This window comes from Burkholderia sp. Bp9015, assembly GCF_003853505.1.
Taxonomy (GTDB): Bacteria; Pseudomonadota; Gammaproteobacteria; order Burkholderiales; family Burkholderiaceae; genus Burkholderia.
Genome location: NZ_QTPZ01000008.1, coordinates 123,964 through 142,599, shown reverse-complemented (window position 1 = coordinate 142,599; position 18,636 = coordinate 123,964). Strand labels below are relative to the sequence as shown.

Annotated in this window: 15 protein-coding genes and 1 pseudogene; 10 read left to right on the top strand and 6 right to left on the bottom strand. The window is 65.5% G+C overall.

Going from position 1 to position 18,636, the window contains the following annotated elements; genetic code table 11:
- Positions 1-9: 9 nt before the first annotated feature.
- The 3 genes from DIE12_RS11535 (at position 10) to DIE12_RS11520 (ending at position 6,653) form a co-directional block, all read left to right on the top strand.
- Positions 10-3,183 carry an efflux RND transporter permease subunit gene (locus DIE12_RS11535; protein WP_124488204.1) on the top strand — a complete coding sequence of 1,058 codons (3,174 nt, stop codon included), beginning with the start codon at positions 10-12 and terminating at the stop codon, positions 3,181-3,183.
- Entirely contained in the window at positions 3,180-4,676 is a 1,497-nt protein-coding gene (locus tag DIE12_RS11530; protein WP_124521853.1) for an efflux transporter outer membrane subunit, read from the top strand. The genes DIE12_RS11535 and DIE12_RS11530 overlap by 4 nt, the downstream gene beginning before the upstream one ends.
- A gap of 459 nt (positions 4,677-5,135) precedes the next feature.
- A complete protein-coding gene (locus tag DIE12_RS11520) occupies positions 5,136-6,653 on the top strand; it encodes a cytosine permease (RefSeq protein WP_260426256.1) in 1,518 nt (505 codons plus the stop codon).
- Positions 6,654-6,842: 189 nt separating this feature from the next.
- Here the strand turns inward: DIE12_RS11520 and DIE12_RS11515 are convergent, their stop codons facing one another.
- Entirely contained in the window at positions 6,843-7,598 is a 756-nt protein-coding gene (locus DIE12_RS11515; RefSeq protein ID WP_124488201.1) for a glucose 1-dehydrogenase, read from the bottom strand.
- 43 nt (positions 7,599-7,641) lie between these two features.
- Positions 7,642-8,175 (bottom strand): VOC family protein, encoded by a 534-nt coding sequence (locus DIE12_RS11510; protein WP_124521849.1) that lies wholly within the window; start codon positions 8,173-8,175, stop codon positions 7,642-7,644.
- Positions 8,176-8,556: 381 nt separating this feature from the next.
- On the opposite strand from DIE12_RS11510, the pseudogene DIE12_RS38600 reads away from it, so the two are divergent.
- Together DIE12_RS38600 and DIE12_RS11500 are read left to right on the top strand one after the other, a co-directional pair.
- Positions 8,557-8,793, top strand: a pseudogene (locus DIE12_RS38600) (MFS transporter); the annotation flags it as partial.
- Positions 8,794-8,943: 150 nt separating this feature from the next.
- On the top strand, positions 8,944-10,194 hold the full coding sequence (locus DIE12_RS11500) for an MFS transporter (protein ID WP_124521848.1): 1,251 nt from the start codon (positions 8,944-8,946) through the stop codon (positions 10,192-10,194).
- 265 nt (positions 10,195-10,459) lie between these two features.
- On the opposite strand, the gene DIE12_RS11495 is transcribed toward DIE12_RS11500, so the two are convergent.
- The gene (locus tag DIE12_RS11495; RefSeq protein ID WP_124521846.1) at positions 10,460-10,936 is read right to left on the bottom strand and encodes a nuclear transport factor 2 family protein; all 477 of its coding nucleotides are present in this window, start codon (positions 10,934-10,936) and stop codon (positions 10,460-10,462) included.
- A gap of 259 nt (positions 10,937-11,195) precedes the next feature.
- Here DIE12_RS11495 and DIE12_RS11490 point away from each other — a divergent pair, with 259 nt between their 5' ends.
- Entirely contained in the window at positions 11,196-11,582 is a 387-nt protein-coding gene (locus tag DIE12_RS11490; protein ID WP_124521845.1) for a helix-turn-helix domain-containing protein, read from the top strand.
- Between the two features lie 297 nt (positions 11,583-11,879).
- On the opposite strand, the gene DIE12_RS11485 is transcribed toward DIE12_RS11490, so the two are convergent.
- Positions 11,880-12,254 carry a YXWGXW repeat-containing protein gene (locus tag DIE12_RS11485; RefSeq protein WP_124521844.1) on the bottom strand — a complete coding sequence of 125 codons (375 nt, stop codon included), beginning with the start codon at positions 12,252-12,254 and terminating at the stop codon, positions 11,880-11,882.
- 612 nt (positions 12,255-12,866) lie between these two features.
- On the opposite strand from DIE12_RS11485, the gene DIE12_RS11475 reads away from it, so the two are divergent.
- Positions 12,867-13,973: a porin gene (locus DIE12_RS11475; RefSeq protein ID WP_044846708.1), complete on the top strand. Its 1,107-nt coding sequence runs from the start codon at positions 12,867-12,869 to the stop codon at positions 13,971-13,973.
- A 186-nt stretch (positions 13,974-14,159) separates the two neighbouring features.
- Here DIE12_RS11475 and DIE12_RS11470 read toward each other — a convergent pair whose 3' ends face one another.
- Positions 14,160-14,558, bottom strand: coding sequence for a GreA/GreB family elongation factor (locus DIE12_RS11470; RefSeq protein WP_044846709.1), 399 nt, complete (start codon positions 14,556-14,558; stop codon positions 14,160-14,162).
- Positions 14,559-15,072: 514 nt separating this feature from the next.
- On the opposite strand from DIE12_RS11470, the gene DIE12_RS11465 reads away from it, so the two are divergent.
- Complete coding sequence (locus tag DIE12_RS11465; protein ID WP_124521840.1) at positions 15,073-15,402, top strand: DUF4148 domain-containing protein; 330 nt, start codon at positions 15,073-15,075, stop codon at positions 15,400-15,402.
- A 153-nt stretch (positions 15,403-15,555) separates the two neighbouring features.
- On the opposite strand, the gene DIE12_RS11460 is transcribed toward DIE12_RS11465, so the two are convergent.
- A complete protein-coding gene (locus DIE12_RS11460) occupies positions 15,556-16,017 on the bottom strand; it encodes a CBS domain-containing protein (protein WP_044846711.1) in 462 nt (153 codons plus the stop codon).
- 177 nt (positions 16,018-16,194) lie between these two features.
- On the opposite strand from DIE12_RS11460, the gene ribA reads away from it, so the two are divergent.
- Both ribA and DIE12_RS11450 read left to right on the top strand, forming a co-directional pair.
- A complete protein-coding gene (gene ribA / locus DIE12_RS11455) occupies positions 16,195-16,845 on the top strand; it encodes a GTP cyclohydrolase II (RefSeq protein ID WP_044846712.1) in 651 nt (216 codons plus the stop codon).
- Positions 16,846-17,067: 222 nt separating this feature from the next.
- Positions 17,068-18,342: a tyrosine-type recombinase/integrase gene (locus DIE12_RS11450; RefSeq protein WP_124551258.1), complete on the top strand. Its 1,275-nt coding sequence runs from the start codon at positions 17,068-17,070 to the stop codon at positions 18,340-18,342.
- Positions 18,343-18,636: the final 294 nt, after the last annotated feature.

The window sequence follows — 18,636 nt, the reverse complement described above, 5'->3', positions numbered from 1 at the left end:
AGGCCCGCAATGGATTTCTCCCGCTTCTTCATCGACCGGCCGATTTTCGCGGTCGTGTTGTCGATCGTCATCTTCGCGATCGGCCTGATCTCGATCCCGATGCTGCCGGCCGGCGAATATCCGGAAGTCGTGCCGCCGAGCGTCGTCGTGCGCGCGACGTACCCGGGCGCGAACCCGAAGGAAATCGCCGAATCGGTCGCCGAACCGCTGGAAGAGGCGATCAACGGCGTCGAAGGCATCATGTACATGAAGTCGGTCGCCGGTTCGGACGGCAGCCTGCAGGTCGTCGTCACGTTCCTGCAGGGCGTCGACCCCGACACGGCTGCCGTGCGCGTGCAGAACCGCGTGAGCCAGGCGTTGTCGCGCCTGCCGGACGAGGTGCGCCAGTACGGCGTGACCACGCAGAAGCAGTCGCCGACGCCGCTGATGTACGTGAGTCTCTATTCGCCGGACAACAGCCGCGATTCGCTGTATCTGCGCAACTACCTGACGCTGCACGTGAAGGACGAGCTGTCGCGCCTGACCGGCATCGGCGACGTCGGCGTGTACGGCTCCGGCGACTACGCGATGCGGCTCTGGCTCGACCCGAACCGGCTGGCGTCGCGCGGGCTGACCGCGAGCGACGTGATCGCCGCGGTGCGCGAGCAGAACGTGCAGGTGTCGGCCGGCCAGCTCGGCGCGGAGCCGACGCCGAAGAAAAACGACTTCCTCGTGTCGATCAACGTGCGCGGCCGGCTGCGCACCGCGCAGGAATTCGGCGACATCGTGCTGCGCAACGGCGACGACGGCCAGGTCGTGAAGCTGTCCGACGTCGCGCGCATCGAGCTCGGCGCGGGCGACTATACGCTGCGCTCGTACTTCAACGACAGGCACTCGGCCGTGGTCGGCATTTTCCTGTCGCCTGGCGCGAACGCGCTCGACGTCGCGAAGGCGGTGTATGCGAAGCTCGACGAACTGTCGAAACGTTTCCCGCCGGGCGTCGCCTATCGTCCCGTGTGGGACCCGACCGTGTTCGTGCGCGAATCGATCCGCGCGGTGCAGCACACGCTGATCGAGGCCGTCGTGCTGGTCGTGCTCGTCGTGATCCTGTTCCTGCAGACCTGGCGCGCGTCGATCATTCCGCTCGTCGCGGTGCCCGTGTCGGTGGTCGGCACGTTCGCGTGGCTCTACCTGCTCGGCTATTCGATCAACACGCTGACGCTGTTCGGGCTCGTGCTCGCGATCGGGATCGTCGTCGACGATGCGATCGTGGTGGTCGAGAACGTCGAGCGCAACATCGCACAGGGTTTGAGCCCGCGCGACGCCGCGCACCAGGCGATGCGCGAGGTGTCGGGGCCGATCGTCGCGATCGCGCTCGTGCTGTGCGCGGTGTTCGTGCCGATGGCGTTCATGTCGGGTGTGACGGGCCAGTTCTACAGGCAGTTCGCGGTGACGATCGCGATCTCGACGGTGATCTCCGCGGTGAACTCGCTGACGCTGTCACCCGCCCTCGCCGCGAAACTGCTGCGTCCGCACGGTGCGCCGAAGGATGCGTTGACCCGCGTGCTCGACCGCGCATTCGGCTGGCTGTTCCATCCGTTCAACCGCTTCTTCGAGCGCAGCTCCGATCGCTATCACGGCGTGGTCGCGCGCACGCTGAAGCGGCGCGGCGCGGTGTTCGCGGTCTATGCGACCTTGCTCGCCGCGACCGCGCTGCTGTTCAACGCGGTGCCGGGCGGCTTCATCCCCGTGCAGGACAAGCTGTACCTGTTCGCCGGCGCGAAGCTGCCGGAGGGCGCGTCGCTCGCCCGCACCAGCGCGGTCACCGAGCAGATGACGAAGATCGCGCTCGGCACCGACGGCGTCGAGATGGTGCCGGCGTTTGCCGGGCTGAACGCGCTGCAGGGCGTGAACACGCCGAACATCACGAACTCGTACGTGATCCTGAAGCCGTTCGACCAGCGTCACCGCAGCGCCGCGCAGATCAACGCGGACCTGAACGCACGCTTCGCGGCGATCGGCGGCGGCATCACCTATGCGCTGATGCCGCCGCCGATCCAGGGCCTCGGCAACGGTTCGGGCTACTCGCTGTACCTCGAGGATCGCGGCGGGCTCGGCTACGGTGAATTGCAGAAGGCACTGACGGCGTTCCAGGCCGCGGTCGCGAAGACGCCTGGGATGAGTTACCCCGTCAGCTCGTACCAGGCGAACATCCCGCAGCTCGAGGTGAAGGTCGACCGGCTGAAGGCGAAGGCGCAAGGCGTCGCGCTCACCGACCTGTTCAACACGCTGCAGGTCTATCTCGGCTCGATGTACGTGAACGACTTCAACGCGTTCGGCCGCGTGTACCGCGTGATGGCGCAGGCCGATGCCGGTCACCGGCAGACGGCCGCGGACATCGCGAACCTGCGCACGCGCAACGCGAAAGGCGAGATGGTGCCGATCGGCTCGATGGTGACGGTCGCGCCCGCGTATGGGCCGGACCCGGTCGTCCGCTACAACGGCTATCCGGCCGCGGACCTGATCGGCGACGCCGATCCGAAGGCGATGTCGTCGTCGCAGGCGATCGCGAAGCTGCAGCAGATCGCGAAGGACGTGCTGCCGCCGGGCATCACGCTCGAATGGACCGATCTCAGCTACCAGCAGGTCACGCAGAGCAACGCGGCGATCGTCGTGTTCCCGCTCGCGGTGATGCTCGTGTTCCTGGTGCTCGCGTCGCTGTACGAGAGCTGGACGCTGCCGCTTGCGGTGATCCTGATCGTGCCGGTGTGCATGTGCGCGGCGCTGTTCGGCGTGTGGCTGTCCGGCGGCGACAACAACGTGTTCGTGCAGGTCGGTCTCGTCGTGCTGATGGGGCTCGCGTGCAAGAACGCGATCCTGATCGTCGAGTTCGCGCGCGAACTCGAAATCCAGGGCAAGGGTGCGATCGCAGCGGCGCTCGAGGCATGCAGGCTGCGGCTGCGCCCGATCGTGATGACGTCGGTCGCGTTCATCGCGGGCTCGGTGCCGCTCCTGATCGGCGGCGGCGCGGGCAGCGAAGTGCGCGCCGCCACCGGCGTCACCGTATTCGCGGGGATGCTCGGCGTCACGTTGTTCGGGCTGTTCCTGACGCCCGTGTTCTACGTGGCGATCCGCAAGCTCGCGCGCGGCACGCCGGCCGTGTGGAGCGAACAGCACGGCACCCTCGAAGGAGAAAACCGATGAGCGCCGCATTCCGTCTTTCCGCGCTCGCGCTGTCGGTGATGCTCGCCGCGTGCGCGGTCGGCCCCGATTTCAAGCGGCCCGATACGGCGAGCGCCGCGCGCTTCGCGCGCGACGCGCATGCGACCACGCCCGATGCGTCGCCGCCCGTTGCGTCGGCCGCTGCCGATGCCGCGTTCTGGCGCGGCTTCGGCGACCCGGCGCTCACGCAGCTGATCGATGCGGCGCTCGCCGCGAACCAGGACCTGCAGGTCGCCGTATCGCGCTACGACGCATCGAACGCGCTGCTGTCGCAGGCCGCGTTCGACCGCTATCCGACGATTACCGCGAGCGGCCGGATCGGCCATCAGCTGACGAGCAGGGACCAGGCGTTCGGCGCGCCGCGCAGCCAGCGCGATACGCCGATCTCCAGTGTCGGGATCAATGCGGCGTGGGAACTCGACCTGTTCGGCCGCGTGCGCCGCTCGATCGAGTCGCAGTGGGCGGAAACGGCTGCGAGTGCGGCCGACGTACGCGCGGTGCGTGTCGCGATCGCGGGCGAGGTCGCGAGCACGTACGTGGATCTGCGCGGCTCGCAGGAGCGGCTGCGGATCGCACGCGAGAACGCCGACAACCAGAAGCAGACGCTCGCGCTGATCAATGCGCGCGTCGGCGCGGGACGTGGCTCCGAACTCGATGCGGCGCGAGCGCGCGCGCAGTACGAATCGACGACGTCGCGGATCGCCGTGTACGAAGCGGCGATCGGCGTCGACGAGCATCGGCTCGCGGTGTTGACCGGGCAGACGCCGGATGCGCTGATCGGCCGGTTCGACATCCCGAACGCTGCCGCATCGAAAGGCGCGCCGGTACCGCTGCCGGCGCTTGCAGCCGACATCGATCCCGGCACGCCGGGCGACCTGCTGCGCCGCCGCCCCGATGTCGCTGCCGCCGAAGCACGGCTGCACGCGGCGACCGCGCGCGTCGGCGTCGCGACAGCCGACCTGTTTCCGCGCTTCACGCTGTCGGGGCTGCTCGGCAGCGCGACGAGCAGCTACGGATTCTTCCGTGCGGGCAGCGATACGAACCTGATCGCGCTCGGCATCGACTGGTCGTTCCTCGACGTCGGCCGCGTGCGCGCGCGGATCGCGGCGAGCGACGCGGACGCGGCCGGCCAGCTCGCGCAGTACCGGCAGACCGTGCTCGGCGCGCTGGAGGAAACGGAGAACGCGCTGCTGCGTGTCGCCCGCACGCAGGAGGAGACCGCGCACCTCGTGCGCGCGGCGGACGACAGCGCTCGCGCGGCACAGCTTGCACAGACGCGCTTCTCGGCCGGTGCGATCGACTACTACGAAGTGCTCGACGCGCAACGGACGCTGCTGCAGGCGCAGGACGCGGCGGCCGACGGGCGGATGCGCAGCGCGGCATCGACGGTCGCGCTGTACAAGGCGCTCGCGGGCGGCTGGCCGTCGGAAACGGCGCAGCAGGCACCCGGTCCGCTCGCGCGATCGGGGGAGTAGGGCGAGGGTCGCACGGCGGGCAGGGACGTTGGGTCCGCCCGCCGGGCGATCGACTTCGCATCGCCGGGTTGGCGCCTGCGTCCCCGTTGCCGGCGCGTAACGGCGTCGCATGGACTGACGACGTTCGATGCGGCGCCGGTCCCGTGGATCGGCATGGCGCTCCGTGTGCCTGCCTTACAGCGATGCCGGCCGTTCGGCGGGGCCGGATCGCCGGTCGGCTCGCGCGCCGGCGGCGGCCCGGCGCATCGGTCGGCGCACCTTGCATCGCCCGGGCCGCCCGCGCGGCGCGCCAACCGGTCGATTCCCCGTCGCGAAACATTGTTCTGCCTCGTCGTAAACGTCTCGAATGCGTGATATTTGCGCTGCCCGATCCGGTTTAGAGTGGCCGCAAATCGATGACGATGTGTCGTATGGCCGCAGTCGCGGGCCGTACCGATGCACCAGAGGAGCTGGAGACAAATGACTGAAGGCAGGATTACCCAAGTCGAATCGTTCGGTTTCGAGCGTATTCCCGACGTATCGCGCTATGCGCGTCCGATCGATCTGTTCCGGTTGCTGTTCGGCGGCTGCAACACGTTTTCCACGTCGGTGCTCGGCAGTTTTCCCGTGCTGGTCGGGCTGTCGTTCAAGGCCGGCATGTGCGCGATCGTGCTGGGCGTGCTCGCCGGCACCTGCATCCTCGCGCCGATGAGCCTGTTCGGCCCGCGCAACGGCACGAGCGACCCCGTGTCGTCCGGCGCGCATTTCGGCATTCATGGCCGGATCGTCGGGTCGTTCCTTGCGCTGCTCACGTCGATCGCGTTCTTCTCGCTCGCGGTGTGGAGCTCGGGCGATGCGCTCGTCGGCGGCGCGCACGACATGGTCGGCGTGCCGGTCAACGGCTTCACGCTCGGCGCCGCGTACATGGTGTTCGCGGTGCTCGTGCTGATCGTCTGCATCTACGGCTTTCGCTTCATGCTGTGGGTCAACAAGATCGCCGTGTGGGCGGCGAGCCTGCTGTTCGTCGCCGGCCTGTTCGCGTTCGCGGGGATGTTCGACCTGAACTACGCGGGCACGCTGAACCAGGGCAGCGCAGGCTTCTGGGCCGCGTTCGTCGGCGCCGTGCTGGTTGCATTGAGCAACCCGGTGTCGTTCGCGTCGACGCTCGGCGACTGGGCGCGCTACATTCCGCAGCAGACGCCGAAGCGGCGCGTGATGGCCGCCGTGTTCGCCGCGCAGATCGCGACCTTCGTGCCGTTCTTCTTCGGGCTCGCGACCGCGACCATCATCGCGTCGAAGGCGCCCGCGTTCATCGCGTCGAACGACTACGTCGGCGGGCTGCTCGCCGTGTCGCCGCGCTGGTTCCTGCTGCCGATGTGCCTGATCGCGATCATCGGCGGGATGTCGACCGGCACGACCGCGCTGTACGGCACGGGCCTCGACGTGTCGAGCATGTTCCCGCGCTTCCTGAACCGTGTGCGCGCGACGCTGCTGATCGGCACGATCGCGATCGCGTTCATCTTCGTCGGCCGCTTCTGGTTCAACCTCGTCGAAAGCGTCGCGACGTTCTCGACGCTGATCGACACGTTCAGCTGCCCGTGGATGGCGATCATGGTGATCGGCTACGTGACGCGTCGCGGTTACTATCTCGCGGACGACCTGCAGGTGTTCAACCGCGGGCTGCGCGGCGGCCACTACTGGTTCACGCACGGCTGGAACCTGCGCGCGATGGGCGCGTGGCTGCCGGCGGCCTTCATCGGACTGTCGTTCGTGAACCTGCCGGGCCAGTTCGTCGGGCCGCTCGGCAACCTCGCGGGTGGACTCGATCTCAGCGTGCCGGTGTCGCTGGCGGTCGGCGGGCTGCTGTATTTGGTGCTGCTGACGGTGTATCCGGAAGCGGAAGGCGTGTACGGCGCGCGCGGACGTTTCCTCGTGCGCGGCGGCAGGCAAGCGGCGCGCGGTGTCGGCGCCCCGGCAATTCAGCCGAAGGGGTATTGAGCGCAGCATCGCGCGTCGCTGCGCGCTGGAAATACCGGTGCCGCCGCGCGGGAGATCCGCCGGCGGCATGGTTGTTTCGGGATGCCGGGTTGTATGCGCGTATGGGATGCCGCCCCTGACTTCTCCCTCGCTCGGCCGAAAACGACAGCACCCGCCGGGCAGGCGGGCGTGTGTCGACTCCGCTGCGGATCAGTGGAACGTGCTGCCCGCGAGCATCCCGCCGTCGACGATGAATTCCGAACCCGTGCAATACGCGGATTCGTCGGACGCGAGGAACAGTACGAGGCTCGCCACCTCGTCGGGTTTGCCGATACGCGCGATCGGCAGCCCGCTGTAGATCGATGACGAATCGAAATCCGCGTATTCCGGCGGGCGTGCCATCACGGTGTCGATGCCGCCCGGATGGACCGAGTTCACGCGGATCCCGTAGCGGCCGAACTCGAGCGCGGCGGCCTTCGTCATCCCGCGCACCGCGAACTTGCTCGATACATACGCGCTGCCGCCGGCCACGCCTTCCATCCCGGCCGTCGACGACACGTTGACGATCGAGCCGCCACCCGCATCCTTCAGCGCGGCCAATGCCGATTTCATGCCGAGCCAGCAGCCGACCTGGTTCACGTCGATCACCTTGCGATAGTCGTCGAGCGAACAGGACTCGATCGGCACGAGCTTCAGGATCGCCGCGTTGTTCACGAGGATGTCCAGCCGCCCGAAATGCGCGAGCGTCGCATTGACGGCGGTGTGCCAGTCGCCTTCGTTCGTCACGTCGAGATGCTGGTAGCGCGCGGCGTCGCCGAGTTCGGCCGCGACGCGCCGGCCCGCGTCGTCCAGCACGTCGGCGATCACCACGCGTGCGCCCTCGGCGACGAACCGGCGTGCCTCCGCCTCGCCCTGGCCGCGGGCGCCGCCCGTGATCAGCGCTACCTTGCCTTCGAGTCGTTTCATCCTGTTTGCTCCTGTGAGTGAAGGGGGACGCGCGCGGGCCCGCTCAGGCGGCGGCCGACGCGTCGATGATGCGGACCGGATCGGCGCCGTCCCAGGTATGCGCTTCGGCGATGCCGTGCGCGATCATCGCGCGCATGCCTGCACCTTCGATTACTTCGACGCGCACGCCTGGATCGTCGGCGTCGTCGAGATAGGCGACGCGCGTGGCCGGGTTGTGCGCGTCGAACACCACGCGCAGCCCGCGTGCCGTAAGTTGCGCGACGGCGGCATCGAGATCGTCGACCACCCATGCGACGTGATGCAGGCCCGTGAGCAGTTGTCCGTGCGCATCGCGGTACGGCGACGGCGCGTCGTTCGTCACGTGGATCAGTTCGATCTGCAGATCGGCGCGATACGCGAGCCCGACGTCCATCGTGACCGTCGTCGCTTCGCCGAAGCAGCGGCCGTCGAGCCGCACGTTGCGGAACACGGTCCATGGGCCGACATCGTGGCGGGCGCGCCAGCGCGCGATGCTGCGGTCGAGATCGGCGACCACATAGCCGATCTGGTCGATGGGGCCGAGGATAGGGGCGTTCATGGTGTCTCCGTGGCGGGCGCGAGCGGGCGCGGCGCCGTTTCGTGCGGCAATCGGCGCGCGATGAATGACGGTCATGATGGCAACAAAGGCGGTGCGGCGTGCCGTCCAAACGGACTAGCTGCACGCTATGCGGACGGCCCTGGGCGCTGCATCGCTGACGACGGATTTGCGTACAGGGCAGGACGAGCGAGGAAGGCGAGGAAAGCGAGGAAGGCGAGGAAGGCGAGGAAGGCGAGGAAGGCGAGGAAGGCGAGGAAGGCGCGGAAAGCGCGGAAAGCGCGGAAGCAGGAAAGCGGCAAGCGGCAAGCGGAGAAGCAGGGAAGCAGGGAAGCAGGGAAGCAGCAAAGCAGGGCGGAGCCGAAGCTGACGAAGCGCGTAAACCGGACGAGATCGACCGGCGTCGCGCTCGCGTACAACGTTGCCGTGATGGTGTTCGGCGGTTTCGCGCCGTTCATCGTCACATGGCCGACGCGTGCGAGCGGGTCGCCCGTCGCGCCCGCGTGGTACGTGCTGTTCGCCGCGTCGTTCGGGCTGGCCGCGAGCGTGTTCATGCACGACGGCGCGCCGTGCGTGCTCGCGCGCCGGCAGTTCTCGGGCGAGCCGCTGAGCGCCAAATAGTCGTTCGCCATTCGGGGCGATCAGCCATCGGCCCGGGCGGCATGCGGCGTATCGGCGCCGCCGATGGTTAGCATCGCGGACAGCGGCCTACCGGGGCCGCCGCCCGCTCGTTACGCTTGCGCAATCATCCACTCTGTCCGGAAGGTCGCCATGTCCCGGCTCGACTACACGCTGCTCGGCCCCTGCCTGCTCGCCATCGCGATCGACGCGATGGGGTTCGGGCTCGTCTACCCGATGATGTCCGCGATCTTCAGCGATCCGCACGCGGGCATCCTGCCGGCCGACGCCGGCGAACACGCGCGCAATTTCTACCTCGGTGTCGGCTACGGGATCTATCCGCTCTGCATGTTCTTCGGCTCGTCGCTGATGGGCGAGTTGTCGGACCGTTACGGCCGCCGCCGGATCCTGCTGCTGTGCGTGCTCGGCCTTGCTGCCGGCTACGCGCTGATGGCCGCCGGCGCGTGGCACGGGAGCGTCGCGCTGTTGCTGGCCGGCCGCGGGCTCACCGGTTTGATGGCAGGCTGCCAGGGCATCGCGCAGGCGGCCATCACCGACCTGAGCACGCCCGGGAACAAGGCGTACAACATGAGCATCATGTCGCTCGCGTTCAGCGCCGGCGTGATCGTCGGCCCCGTGCTCGGCGGCGTCACGTCCGACCGGACGATCTCGCCGCTGTTCGACTACGGCACGCCGTTCGTGCTCGTCGCCGCGCTGTCGCTCGTGTGCGCGTTCTGGACCTCGGCGTCGTATCGCGACACGGCCGCGCCGCGCAGCGACACGCGCATCGATCCGCTGCTGCCGCTGCGGATCATCGGGGAAGCCGCACGTCAGCGCAACGTCGCGTTCCTGTCGGTGGTGTTCTTCCTGATGCAGGTCGGCTATGGACTCTACCTGCAGACCATCATGCTGCTGCTGCAGGCGAAGTTCGGCTATACGAGCGCGCGGCTCGGGCTGTTCAGCGGCGTGATCGGCATCTGCTTCGTGTTCGGCCTGCTGTTCGTCGTGCGGCTGATGCTGCGCGTGTGGCGTGTGGTCGACATCGCGAAGACGGGCCTGCTCGTCGCGGGCCTCGGCCAGATCGCGTCGGCACTGTTTCCGCACGAGCCGGTGCTGTGGGTGCTCGCGATGGTGGTCGGCTGTTTCGACATGGTCGCCTACACGACCATGTATACGGCGTTTTCCGATGCCGTCAGCGAGGACCGGCAGGGCTGGGTGCTCGGCGTCGCGGGCTCGGTGATGGCCGTCGCATGGGTCGTGACGGGCGCGCTGACGAACCTGCTGCCGGTATTCGGCGAGAGCGGGCTGCTGCTGATCGGCGGCGCGGGCTTCCTGCTCAGCTTCGTGATGATGGTGGGCTACGGGCGCAAGCAGGCCGGCGGGCGCACGGCCGCGCTATCGTAGACGGTTGCGCGCAGGTTGGCCCGATCCTGTCGGACGTTGTCCTGCGGGCCGCTGTCGCGCGTGACCGCGCGGCCCGGCACTGGCGCCTCGCGGTCACGACGGGTCAGCCCACGGCGGCAATCTGGCGCGGGGCCGCGTGCGGCGACGTGCTGACGACCGGGCAGGTGCTCGCGCTCGATGTCGCACGACGCATGCGTGGCCGGTGCGCTGGCCGCGTTCAAGCGTGCGAAGCGGTCGGCCGCGCATCGGCGCGCGGCCCGCCCGGTCAGAACATCGTGTTCCCGTTCGCGGCTTTTTCGGGCACCGGCTGGATCACGTCCCAGTGCTCGACGATCTTGCCATCCTTCACGCGGAAGATGTCGACCACCGCTTCGCCGCGATCGCCCGGGCGCTCGGTCGCATGCACGTGCAGATAGACGAGGTCGCCGTCGGTCGCGCTGCGGACGATCTGCGCGCGCGATTGGGGGGTCTTCTGGAACGCGCCGACGAAGTACGACACGAACGGCTTCTTGCCGTCGGGCACGTGCGGGTTGTGCTGCTTGTAGTCGTCGGCGACGACGGCGGCAGCCTCGAGCGCTTCGTGCTTGTTGAAGAAGCGGTCGTAGAACGTCAGCACGAGCTGGCGGTTGGCTTCCTCGGCGGCCAGGTCGCGCGCGGCCGGGCCGGCGGCCGGCGCGGCGGTCGATGCGGCAAGCAGGACGAACGCGGCAACGGTGCGGACGGGCGAGCGGAGCGATGACATGCGGCAGGTTCCTTGTCTGGAGATGCGTGGACGGACGCGCGGTGCGTGGTGTGCGACTGCGGATGACGCCGATCGTCGTCATCGGCGGCGACGGGGTGCCGGTGGTGCGCGTGCGCATGCTTCGTAGAACTGGCAAGTCCGCTCGGCCATCGAGTCGATCGAATGGTACAGTTGCCGCGAACCCGTCACAAGAAGTCACCGCGGTGTGAACAGGTCACACCGCGGTGACCGTGCATTGCCCGTGAAAGAGAATCCCGTCATGTCGTTTCCGTCCGCCGACGAATCCGTCGAACTCGATCAGCCGTGCCCGATCCGCGATGTGCTCGACCGCATCGGCGACCAGTGGAGCCTGCTCGTGCTCGAGGCGCTGTCCGGCGGCACGATGCGTTTCAACGAACTCGCCCGTGCGATCGGCGACGTGTCGAAGCAGATGCTGTCGCGCACGCTCAAGCGGCTCGAGCAGGACGGCTTCGTCAGCCGCACGCTGTATGCGGAGGTGCCGCCGCGCGTCGAATATGCGTTGACGGACCTCGGGCGTTCGTTCCTGACGCCGATGCACGCGGTGATCCGCTGGGCCGACGAACATCATCGTGCGATTTGCGCGGCCCGTCGCCGCGCGCGCGAGCAGGAAAGCAGCGGGCGTTGAGCAGCGTGCGTCGTGTGGTCGCGTGACGACCGGCGACAGGATGCGTGCGTTGCGGCAGCAACAGATGATTTCGTTATCCGAACGTTTCGAGGGCGCTGCTTTCGCGTGCGGTGTCGCGAAGGGCGCAACGCACGCGTGGCGATCGGCGTTTGAGGGGGGCCGACGACCGTCGTGACCGGGGCGAGCGCGATCGGCATCCGCCCGGTCGGTCAGCTCGAATGCAGACAGGGCGGCGTGTCGATCGGCAAGGGCGCGGAAGCGGCGGCTTCGCGCCGAGCCACGGCCGCCGCGGACGACTTAACGCCAGGTGCCGTCGACGTAGACCCACACTTGACCCTGGCGCCGCCAGTATCCAGGTACCCACCTGCGCCCGGGGCGGCGGGCGACCCAGCGTCCGGACACCCATATATAGTGGCCGCGCTGCCAGCGCCAGTAGCCGTCGGTCCAGACATAGCCGTGCGGCCGTGGAGGCGGCGGCCGGCGATCATGCCGCGGTGCAGGCGGCGCGAAGCCCGGGCGATCGGAATAAGGCGGCCTGCCGTGGCCGGGAGGCGGTCCCGGCCGCCGGTACCCGGGTGGGGCGGGCTGGGCCGAGGCGGTACGCAGCCAGCCGCCGGTGGCGGCGAAGGCGGCGGTCAGTCCGACGGCGCGCAGCAACGAGCGTCGATTCATGGCGGGTCCTCTATATATGTTGTCAGAGCCGCCTTACATTAGCCTGCCGGTCCCGGAGCCGGGTTACGCGGGCCGTTAAGGCTGTTACCGCATGTCACGGCGGCCCGGCGGCACCCGGGGTGCCGCCGCCGATCTCCCCGTTGCAGTTGGCGCCGACGGCCAATGGGGTCGGCTACGGCCGCGCGGCCGAATGTTTACCGTTCAGTCGCTGCGTTTTAGGCGGCCAGGCCCAACATTTGAGATTGTTTTGGGTAAAAATTACCGTTTTCGTGTGGTTCCATCGATTCCGTTTGTTGTTTCTATGCAACCGTCAAGACGATGACACGAAAGAATGGTGGGATGAAAGCCTCCAAAAAACATCCGTCAATAGGTCAAAAAAAGACGTTAAAACAAATACTTATAACGCGTCCCCACTTTCATTATTTCTAGTTCTGGAAAAGCTTATTTCTTTATTTGCAGATCGCGCCCCTAGGGTACACCCCTAAACTCACGGTTCCCAAACGGGCAACTATCCGGGCGCGGCCAGAAGGACCGATGGCGCTCCCGGGCGGTTGCAGACCGTTTATGAACAAGGTCGCGAGACCTGCCTCTTTTTAGAAGGGAGCTCCACGAATGAACAAGACTCTGATCGTTGCAGCAGCTGCAGCATCGTTCGCTACCGTCGCTCACGCGCAAAGCAGCGTCACGCTGTACGGCGTGCTGGACGCAGGCATCACCTACCAAAGCAACGTCCAGAACGCAGCTGGCCAAGGCAAGTCGCTGTGGTCGATGGGTTCGGGCATTGACCAGAGCCGCTTCGGTCTGCGTGGTTCGGAAGACCTCGGTGGCGGCCTGAAGGCAATCTTCACGTTGGAAAGCGGCTTCAACATCGGCAACGGCAAGTTCGCGAACAACAACGGCATGTTCAACCGCCAGGCTTTCGTCGGCCTGTCGAGCCAGTACGGCACGGTTACGCTGGGTAAGCAGTACGACTCCGTCCAGGACTACCTGGCACCGCTGACCGCAACGGGCTCGTGGGGCGGTACGTACTTCGCTCACCCGTTCAACAACGACAACCTGAGCACGAACGGCGGCTACTCGGCTAACAACACGATCAAGTTCGCAAGCGCGAACTACGCTGGCCTGCAATTCGGCGGCACGTACTCGTTCTCGAACAGCACGAACTTCGGCAACAACCGTGCTTACAGCGGCGGCGTGTCGTACCAGTACCAAGGCCTGAAGCTGGGTGCAGCTTACTCGCAAGCGAACAACCCGAACAACAACGGCACGGGCGCAGTTGACTCGTCGTCGGCTCTGTTCAACGGCCAAGGCCGCCTGCGCACGTACGGCGCGGCTGCTGCATACGCATTCGGCCCGGCGCAAGTTGGCGCAGCATGGACGCAATCGCGTGTCGACAACCAAGCTAACGGCGCGGCTACGTTCCACGCTGACAACTACGAAGTCAACGCGAAGTACAACCTGACGCCGGCTCTGGGCCTGGGCGCAGCGTACACGTACACGAACGCGAAGGTTGCTGGCGAAAGCACGCACTGGAACCAGTTCGGCCTGCAAGCTGACTACTCGCTGTCGAAGCGCACCGACGTCTACGCACAAGCTGTGTACCAGCGCGCTGCGAAGAACGGCGTTGGCGCATCGATCTACAACGGCGACGTCAACACGCTGCCGAGCTCGTCGATCAACCAAACCGCAGCAACGGTTGGTCTGCGTCACCGCTTCTAAGCGTGACGGCTGGGTAACCAGCTTCGCAGTATCGAAAAAGGCGCCTTCGGGCGCCTTTTTTTTCGCCCGCCGCATCGGCGATGCGGGCTGCGATGGCGCTGCGTATCGTCCGGCCGCAAAAAAAGCGAGGCGCTGAGCCTCGCTTTTTGCTCGGTGTGCCGACGTGTGCGCTGCCGGCCGGCAGCATCAGCGCGTGTATTCGCCGTTGGCTTCCGGCTGGAACACGATCGCGGCGACCTTCATCAGCCTTTCGGCGCCGCTCGGCTGCAGCACTTTCACCAGCTGACCGCGTTGCGTGCCGAGCAGCGCCATGCCGACCGGCGAGAACACGTTCAGGCGGCCGAGCTCGAGATTGGCGGCGTCCGGATAAACAATCGTCCAGGTGGCCTGTTCCTGGGTCGCTTCGTCGAGCAGTGTGATCTGCGAGTTCATCGTGACGACGTTTGCCTTGATGGCGTCCGGTTGCACGATGTCTGCGCGCTCGAGCAGCGTGTCGAGCATCGTCTGGAAGCGCGGGTTGTGTTCGGCGTGCTTCTCGAGGCGAGCAACGTCGAGTTCGGTCAACTGGTAAAGGCGTTGTTTCATGGCAGTTCTCCAAATGATCGGCATGGGGCAGGCGGGGCGTGCCTATGGGGATCGCCCGGAGCCTGTCTGACCTGGCTCCGGGAAGGAGACCGAGCCGTCAGATCAGGCGCCGGGCAGGCGCGAGCGGCGCCTGGGCCGTGCGTCGAGCGAGGGGGTGCGCCGGCTGGCCGGCGCGCACGCGCACGCCGACCAGGCCAGGCGGCGAAACCGGAACGAGCATGGGCGCGTGCATGGTGAATGGGGTATCGGAAGGTGAATAAAACCTTACGATTCTACAACACAACCTTCCGGATCGGTGCTTCGGCTGTCGGCCTTTCGTCAGGCATTGTTGTGAAAATGATTTAAGTAATAGCGATCGCGCACGGTGACAGCGGTCGATTTTTTCCGAAAATGCAACGCTGTATGTTCAAACCAAGGGTTTCCCCTTGGTATCGCCAGCACTACACTTGATCCATCGCTTCAGACAGTCCCGCCGGGAGCGACGTCAAAAGAGAACACATTTCGGAGGTCCACCATGAAGTCGATCATCTACGCAGCGATCGCTGCATCCGTTCTTGCCGCCCCGATCGCATCGTTCGCACAGTCCGAGCAGGGCTTGACTCGCGACCAGGTTCGGGCCGAGCTCGTGCAACTCGAACAGAACGGCTACAAGCCGCTCGCGAGCGATTCGCAATATCCGGACAACGTCCAGGCCGCGGAACAACGGATCCAGCCGAACCAGCCGATGCTCGCCCAAGCCGATACGAGCGGTTATGGTGCGGTGGCGACGGGCGCAGGCCAGTCGGGCCGCCGCATGACGCATGAAGCCGCGAATCCCGTGAACTCCGTCTACTTCGGCAACTGAACATTCCCGGGTCTGCCCGAGCACAGCATGTGACCGACGGGACGCGCGCCGCTTGCGCGCGTCTGCGTCAGCAGAGCAGAACCTCCGTCGCCGCATTCCGGCGGCTTTTCCGCCCAGACGCTCGCGCGTTTGGGCCTTTTTCGCTGGGACGGATCAGGCGGACGTGACCGTCGGGGTGCCGTGGATATAGTGTTCCAGTTGGCTGATCGTGAATTGCTGGTCGGCAATCACGCTCTTCACGAGGTCGCCGATCGAGATCAGGCCGATCAGCTTGCCGTCCTGGATGACGGGCAGGTGGCGCATCCGGTGCTCGGTCATCAGTGCCATGCACTCGTCGGTGGATTGCGACGGTTCGACGTAGCGCACCTTGGCCGTCATGATTTCCTCGACGCGGGTGGCTTTCGACGAACGGTCCTGCAGCACGACCTTGCGCGCGTAGTCGCGCTCGGTGACGATGCCCGCGATGTCGTCGCCGTCCATGACCAGCAATGCGCCGATTCCCTTTTCCGCCATCAGCTTGATGGCGTCATAGACGAAATCGGCTTTCTTGACGGTGTAGATCGTGCGGCCGGAATCCGGCTTGGCTTTGAGAATTTGCGCGACAGTCGTGCTCATTTGCTTTCTCCGTGTGCGGGACGATGCAGGGAAGGCAGGGCGTGATGCGCGGCACCCGACGGGCCCAGTATAGCCGGGCCTGCTGCGGCAGTCGCGTGACGTTTCCAGATTAGCGGTAAACTCCGGTCACGCACTATCCACACAACTCCTACATTCCAGATCGTTTCGATTGAATTCATGATGTCTTCGCGTCCCCAATCGCCCACGCAGGGCAATGGCCAGGCAGACGAGTGCGTGACGCTCGTCGCCACCGCGTCGCTGCCCACGCGCTACGGTACGTTCACGTCGTACGCTTTCCGCGTATCGGGCAGCGATGCCGAACATCTTGCGCTCGTGATGGGCGACGTCACCGGCGAGCAGTCCGTGCTCACGCGGCTGCATTCCGAATGCCTGACCGGCGACGTGTTCGGCTCCTTCCGCTGCGATTGCGGCGAGCAGCTCGATCTCGCGCTGCGCTACATCGCGGCGGAAGATCGCGGTGTGCTGCTGTATCTGCGCGGCCACGAGGGGCGCGGCATCGGCCTGAGCAACAAGATTCGCGCATATGCGCTGCAGGAGCAGGGGCGCGACACCGTCGAGGCGAATCTCGACCTCGGCCTGCCCGACGACGCTCGCGAATACGATTCGGCCGCCGCGATCCTGCGGATCCTCGGCGTGACGTCGGTGCGGCTGATGAGCAATAACCCGAAGAAGTTCGACACGCTCGTGAAGCACGGCATTCCCGTGTGTGAACGCGTGGCGCTCGCAGTGCCCGTGCGCGAGGAAAACGAGCGTTACATCCGGACCAAGCAGGTCAAGTTCGGGCATTACTTCGAAGAGAACGAATAGTCGAAATTTCGGCTTTGTCCGTGGTGGTCCGAGTTGATCCGGTGAGGTATTTAAGTCATTGAATATTAACGATGATTGAAGACTTCTCCTTGCTTCCGTCGTTGCATCAACGCGTGTCTCCGCTTGGCTAAACTTGCTGGGTCGGCGTAGGTTTCTGGGGCGTTGTGCGGGAAACCTACGCCGCGTATGCTTCTCTCAGGAAAAACCTACGCCGAGGGAAGAATGCGCTTTGACGCACGCGTCGCGGCCGCGCTGCCAAGCGGCGAGCACATGACCTTTGAGGGGTTTCCGGGACTTCGTCTCCAGGCTTCGATGAGTCGCAAGTCATGGACATATCGCTACAAGTCGCCGGTTGATGGCCGTATGCGGCAAGTGAAGCTCGGCGAGTGGCCCGCGATGGCATTTGCTGCCGCGATCTCCGCTTGGGAAAGGAGCCGCGTTGAGCGTGATTCTGGCGCTGAGCTTTCTTCACTCCGTCGAAACAGAGAAGCGACGACTCCCAGTCCATCACCAACTGCCTACACCGTCAGGGAGCTGTGCCGTGACTACCTGGAAGGGCATGTAGAAGTAAATCGGAAGACGAAGGGCGCGGTCGAGGTCGCCCGAATATTCAAGGCAATGTTGGGGCCTATCGCGGACGCTAGCGCGGCGACTGTCACGCGCGCCCAGGCATTCGATTTCCTCGATTCATATAAGTCGACACCGGTTCTCGCAGCGCGCCTTCGAATGGAGCTTGGTGGTGCTTGGAACTATGCCCTCGATGCCGGGCGCCTTCCCGAAAACACTGCGAATTGGTGGAAGGATGTTCTAAGAGGGCGATTGAAGAGCAAAGGGCGCAAGGTCGAGGGGAAATACACCGGGACGCAGAAACGAGTACTTTCGGTAGATGAACTCGGCACGTTGATCCGGTGGTTGCCGAATTTTAGTTTGACTGTTGCTGATGCGTTGACGCTCTACCTTTGGACCGGCACGAGGGGCGGCGAGATCGTCTCAATGGAATGCACCGAAGTGGCAGAGGAAGCCGACGGCCTCTGGTGGACTATCCCGAAATACAAGACCAAGGGGTTGCAAAACGAGAGGGCAACGGATTTGCGTGTGCCGCTCATAGGTCGTGCTGAGGTTGTTGTGCGACGGCGCCTCGATCAGGCCAAGGGAATCGTTATGTTTCCCTCGTCGAGCGGAATGTCGATGGACCAGACCGTGGTCCAGCACGGCGTCTATTATCATCAACCATATTGCAAGATCGCACCGAAACACGACCGGCCGCGTTTGCCGGTCACGCACTGGTCGGCCCACGATCTTCGACGCACAACCCGGACGTTGCTTGCAATGATGGGATGTCCCAATGATATTGCCGAAGCAGTCCTCGGCCATGTGCAACCAGGAATCATCGGCGTCTACAACAGACACACCTATGATAGGGAGAGGCGCGAGTGGCTCACGCAGCTATCCCTTCGGTTGGAATCAATCGCCGCGACGTATCCCGCGAAGAAGTAGGCGGGCGATGCCGATCGTAGTGGCCGGTATTTGAGGGTGGTTGGACGCTGACTTCAGAGAGTAATCTCGACGGTCGGCTAGGAACTGTATCCAGAGATATCGCGACAGGTAGCGCGCGAAACGGTATTTGCCCCCTGATATGCCGTGCATACAGGGCTTCCATCGTCCTTGAATCGAAAAGAATTAATGCAAAAGACCAGGGCTGCTAGAAGGTTTGGCTCAACGTCTCTTGGTAGCGGACCACAACGGAACTTCGGGGAAACTAATCGTCAATGAAAGGGCGGCCAAGCAGAA

Bases quoted from the DNA above. Each gene is read 5' to 3' on its own strand.
- DIE12_RS11535 (WP_124488204.1), top strand. From the start codon at position 10: ATGGATTTCTCCCGCTTCTTCATCGACCGGCCGATTTTCGCGGTCGTG.
- DIE12_RS11530 (WP_124521853.1), top strand. From the start codon at position 3,180: ATGAGCGCCGCATTCCGTCTTTCCGCGCTCGCGCTGTCGGTGATGCTC.
- DIE12_RS11520 (WP_260426256.1), top strand. From the start codon at position 5,136: ATGACTGAAGGCAGGATTACCCAAGTCGAATCGTTCGGTTTCGAGCGT.
- DIE12_RS11515 (WP_124488201.1), bottom strand. From the start codon at position 7,598: ATGAAACGACTCGAAGGCAAGGTAGCGCTGATCACGGGCGGCGCCCGC.
- DIE12_RS11510 (WP_124521849.1), bottom strand. From the start codon at position 8,175: ATGAACGCCCCTATCCTCGGCCCCATCGACCAGATCGGCTATGTGGTC.
- DIE12_RS11500 (WP_124521848.1), top strand. From the start codon at position 8,944: ATGTCCCGGCTCGACTACACGCTGCTCGGCCCCTGCCTGCTCGCCATC.
- DIE12_RS11495 (WP_124521846.1), bottom strand. From the start codon at position 10,936: ATGTCATCGCTCCGCTCGCCCGTCCGCACCGTTGCCGCGTTCGTCCTG.
- DIE12_RS11490 (WP_124521845.1), top strand. From the start codon at position 11,196: ATGTCGTTTCCGTCCGCCGACGAATCCGTCGAACTCGATCAGCCGTGC.
- DIE12_RS11485 (WP_124521844.1), bottom strand. From the start codon at position 12,254: ATGAATCGACGCTCGTTGCTGCGCGCCGTCGGACTGACCGCCGCCTTC.
- DIE12_RS11475 (WP_044846708.1), top strand. From the start codon at position 12,867: ATGAACAAGACTCTGATCGTTGCAGCAGCTGCAGCATCGTTCGCTACC.
- DIE12_RS11470 (WP_044846709.1), bottom strand. From the start codon at position 14,558: ATGAAACAACGCCTTTACCAGTTGACCGAACTCGACGTTGCTCGCCTC.
- DIE12_RS11465 (WP_124521840.1), top strand. From the start codon at position 15,073: ATGAAGTCGATCATCTACGCAGCGATCGCTGCATCCGTTCTTGCCGCC.
- DIE12_RS11460 (WP_044846711.1), bottom strand. From the start codon at position 16,017: ATGAGCACGACTGTCGCGCAAATTCTCAAAGCCAAGCCGGATTCCGGC.
- ribA (WP_044846712.1), top strand. From the start codon at position 16,195: ATGATGTCTTCGCGTCCCCAATCGCCCACGCAGGGCAATGGCCAGGCA.
- DIE12_RS11450 (WP_124551258.1), top strand. From the start codon at position 17,068: ATGCGCTTTGACGCACGCGTCGCGGCCGCGCTGCCAAGCGGCGAGCAC.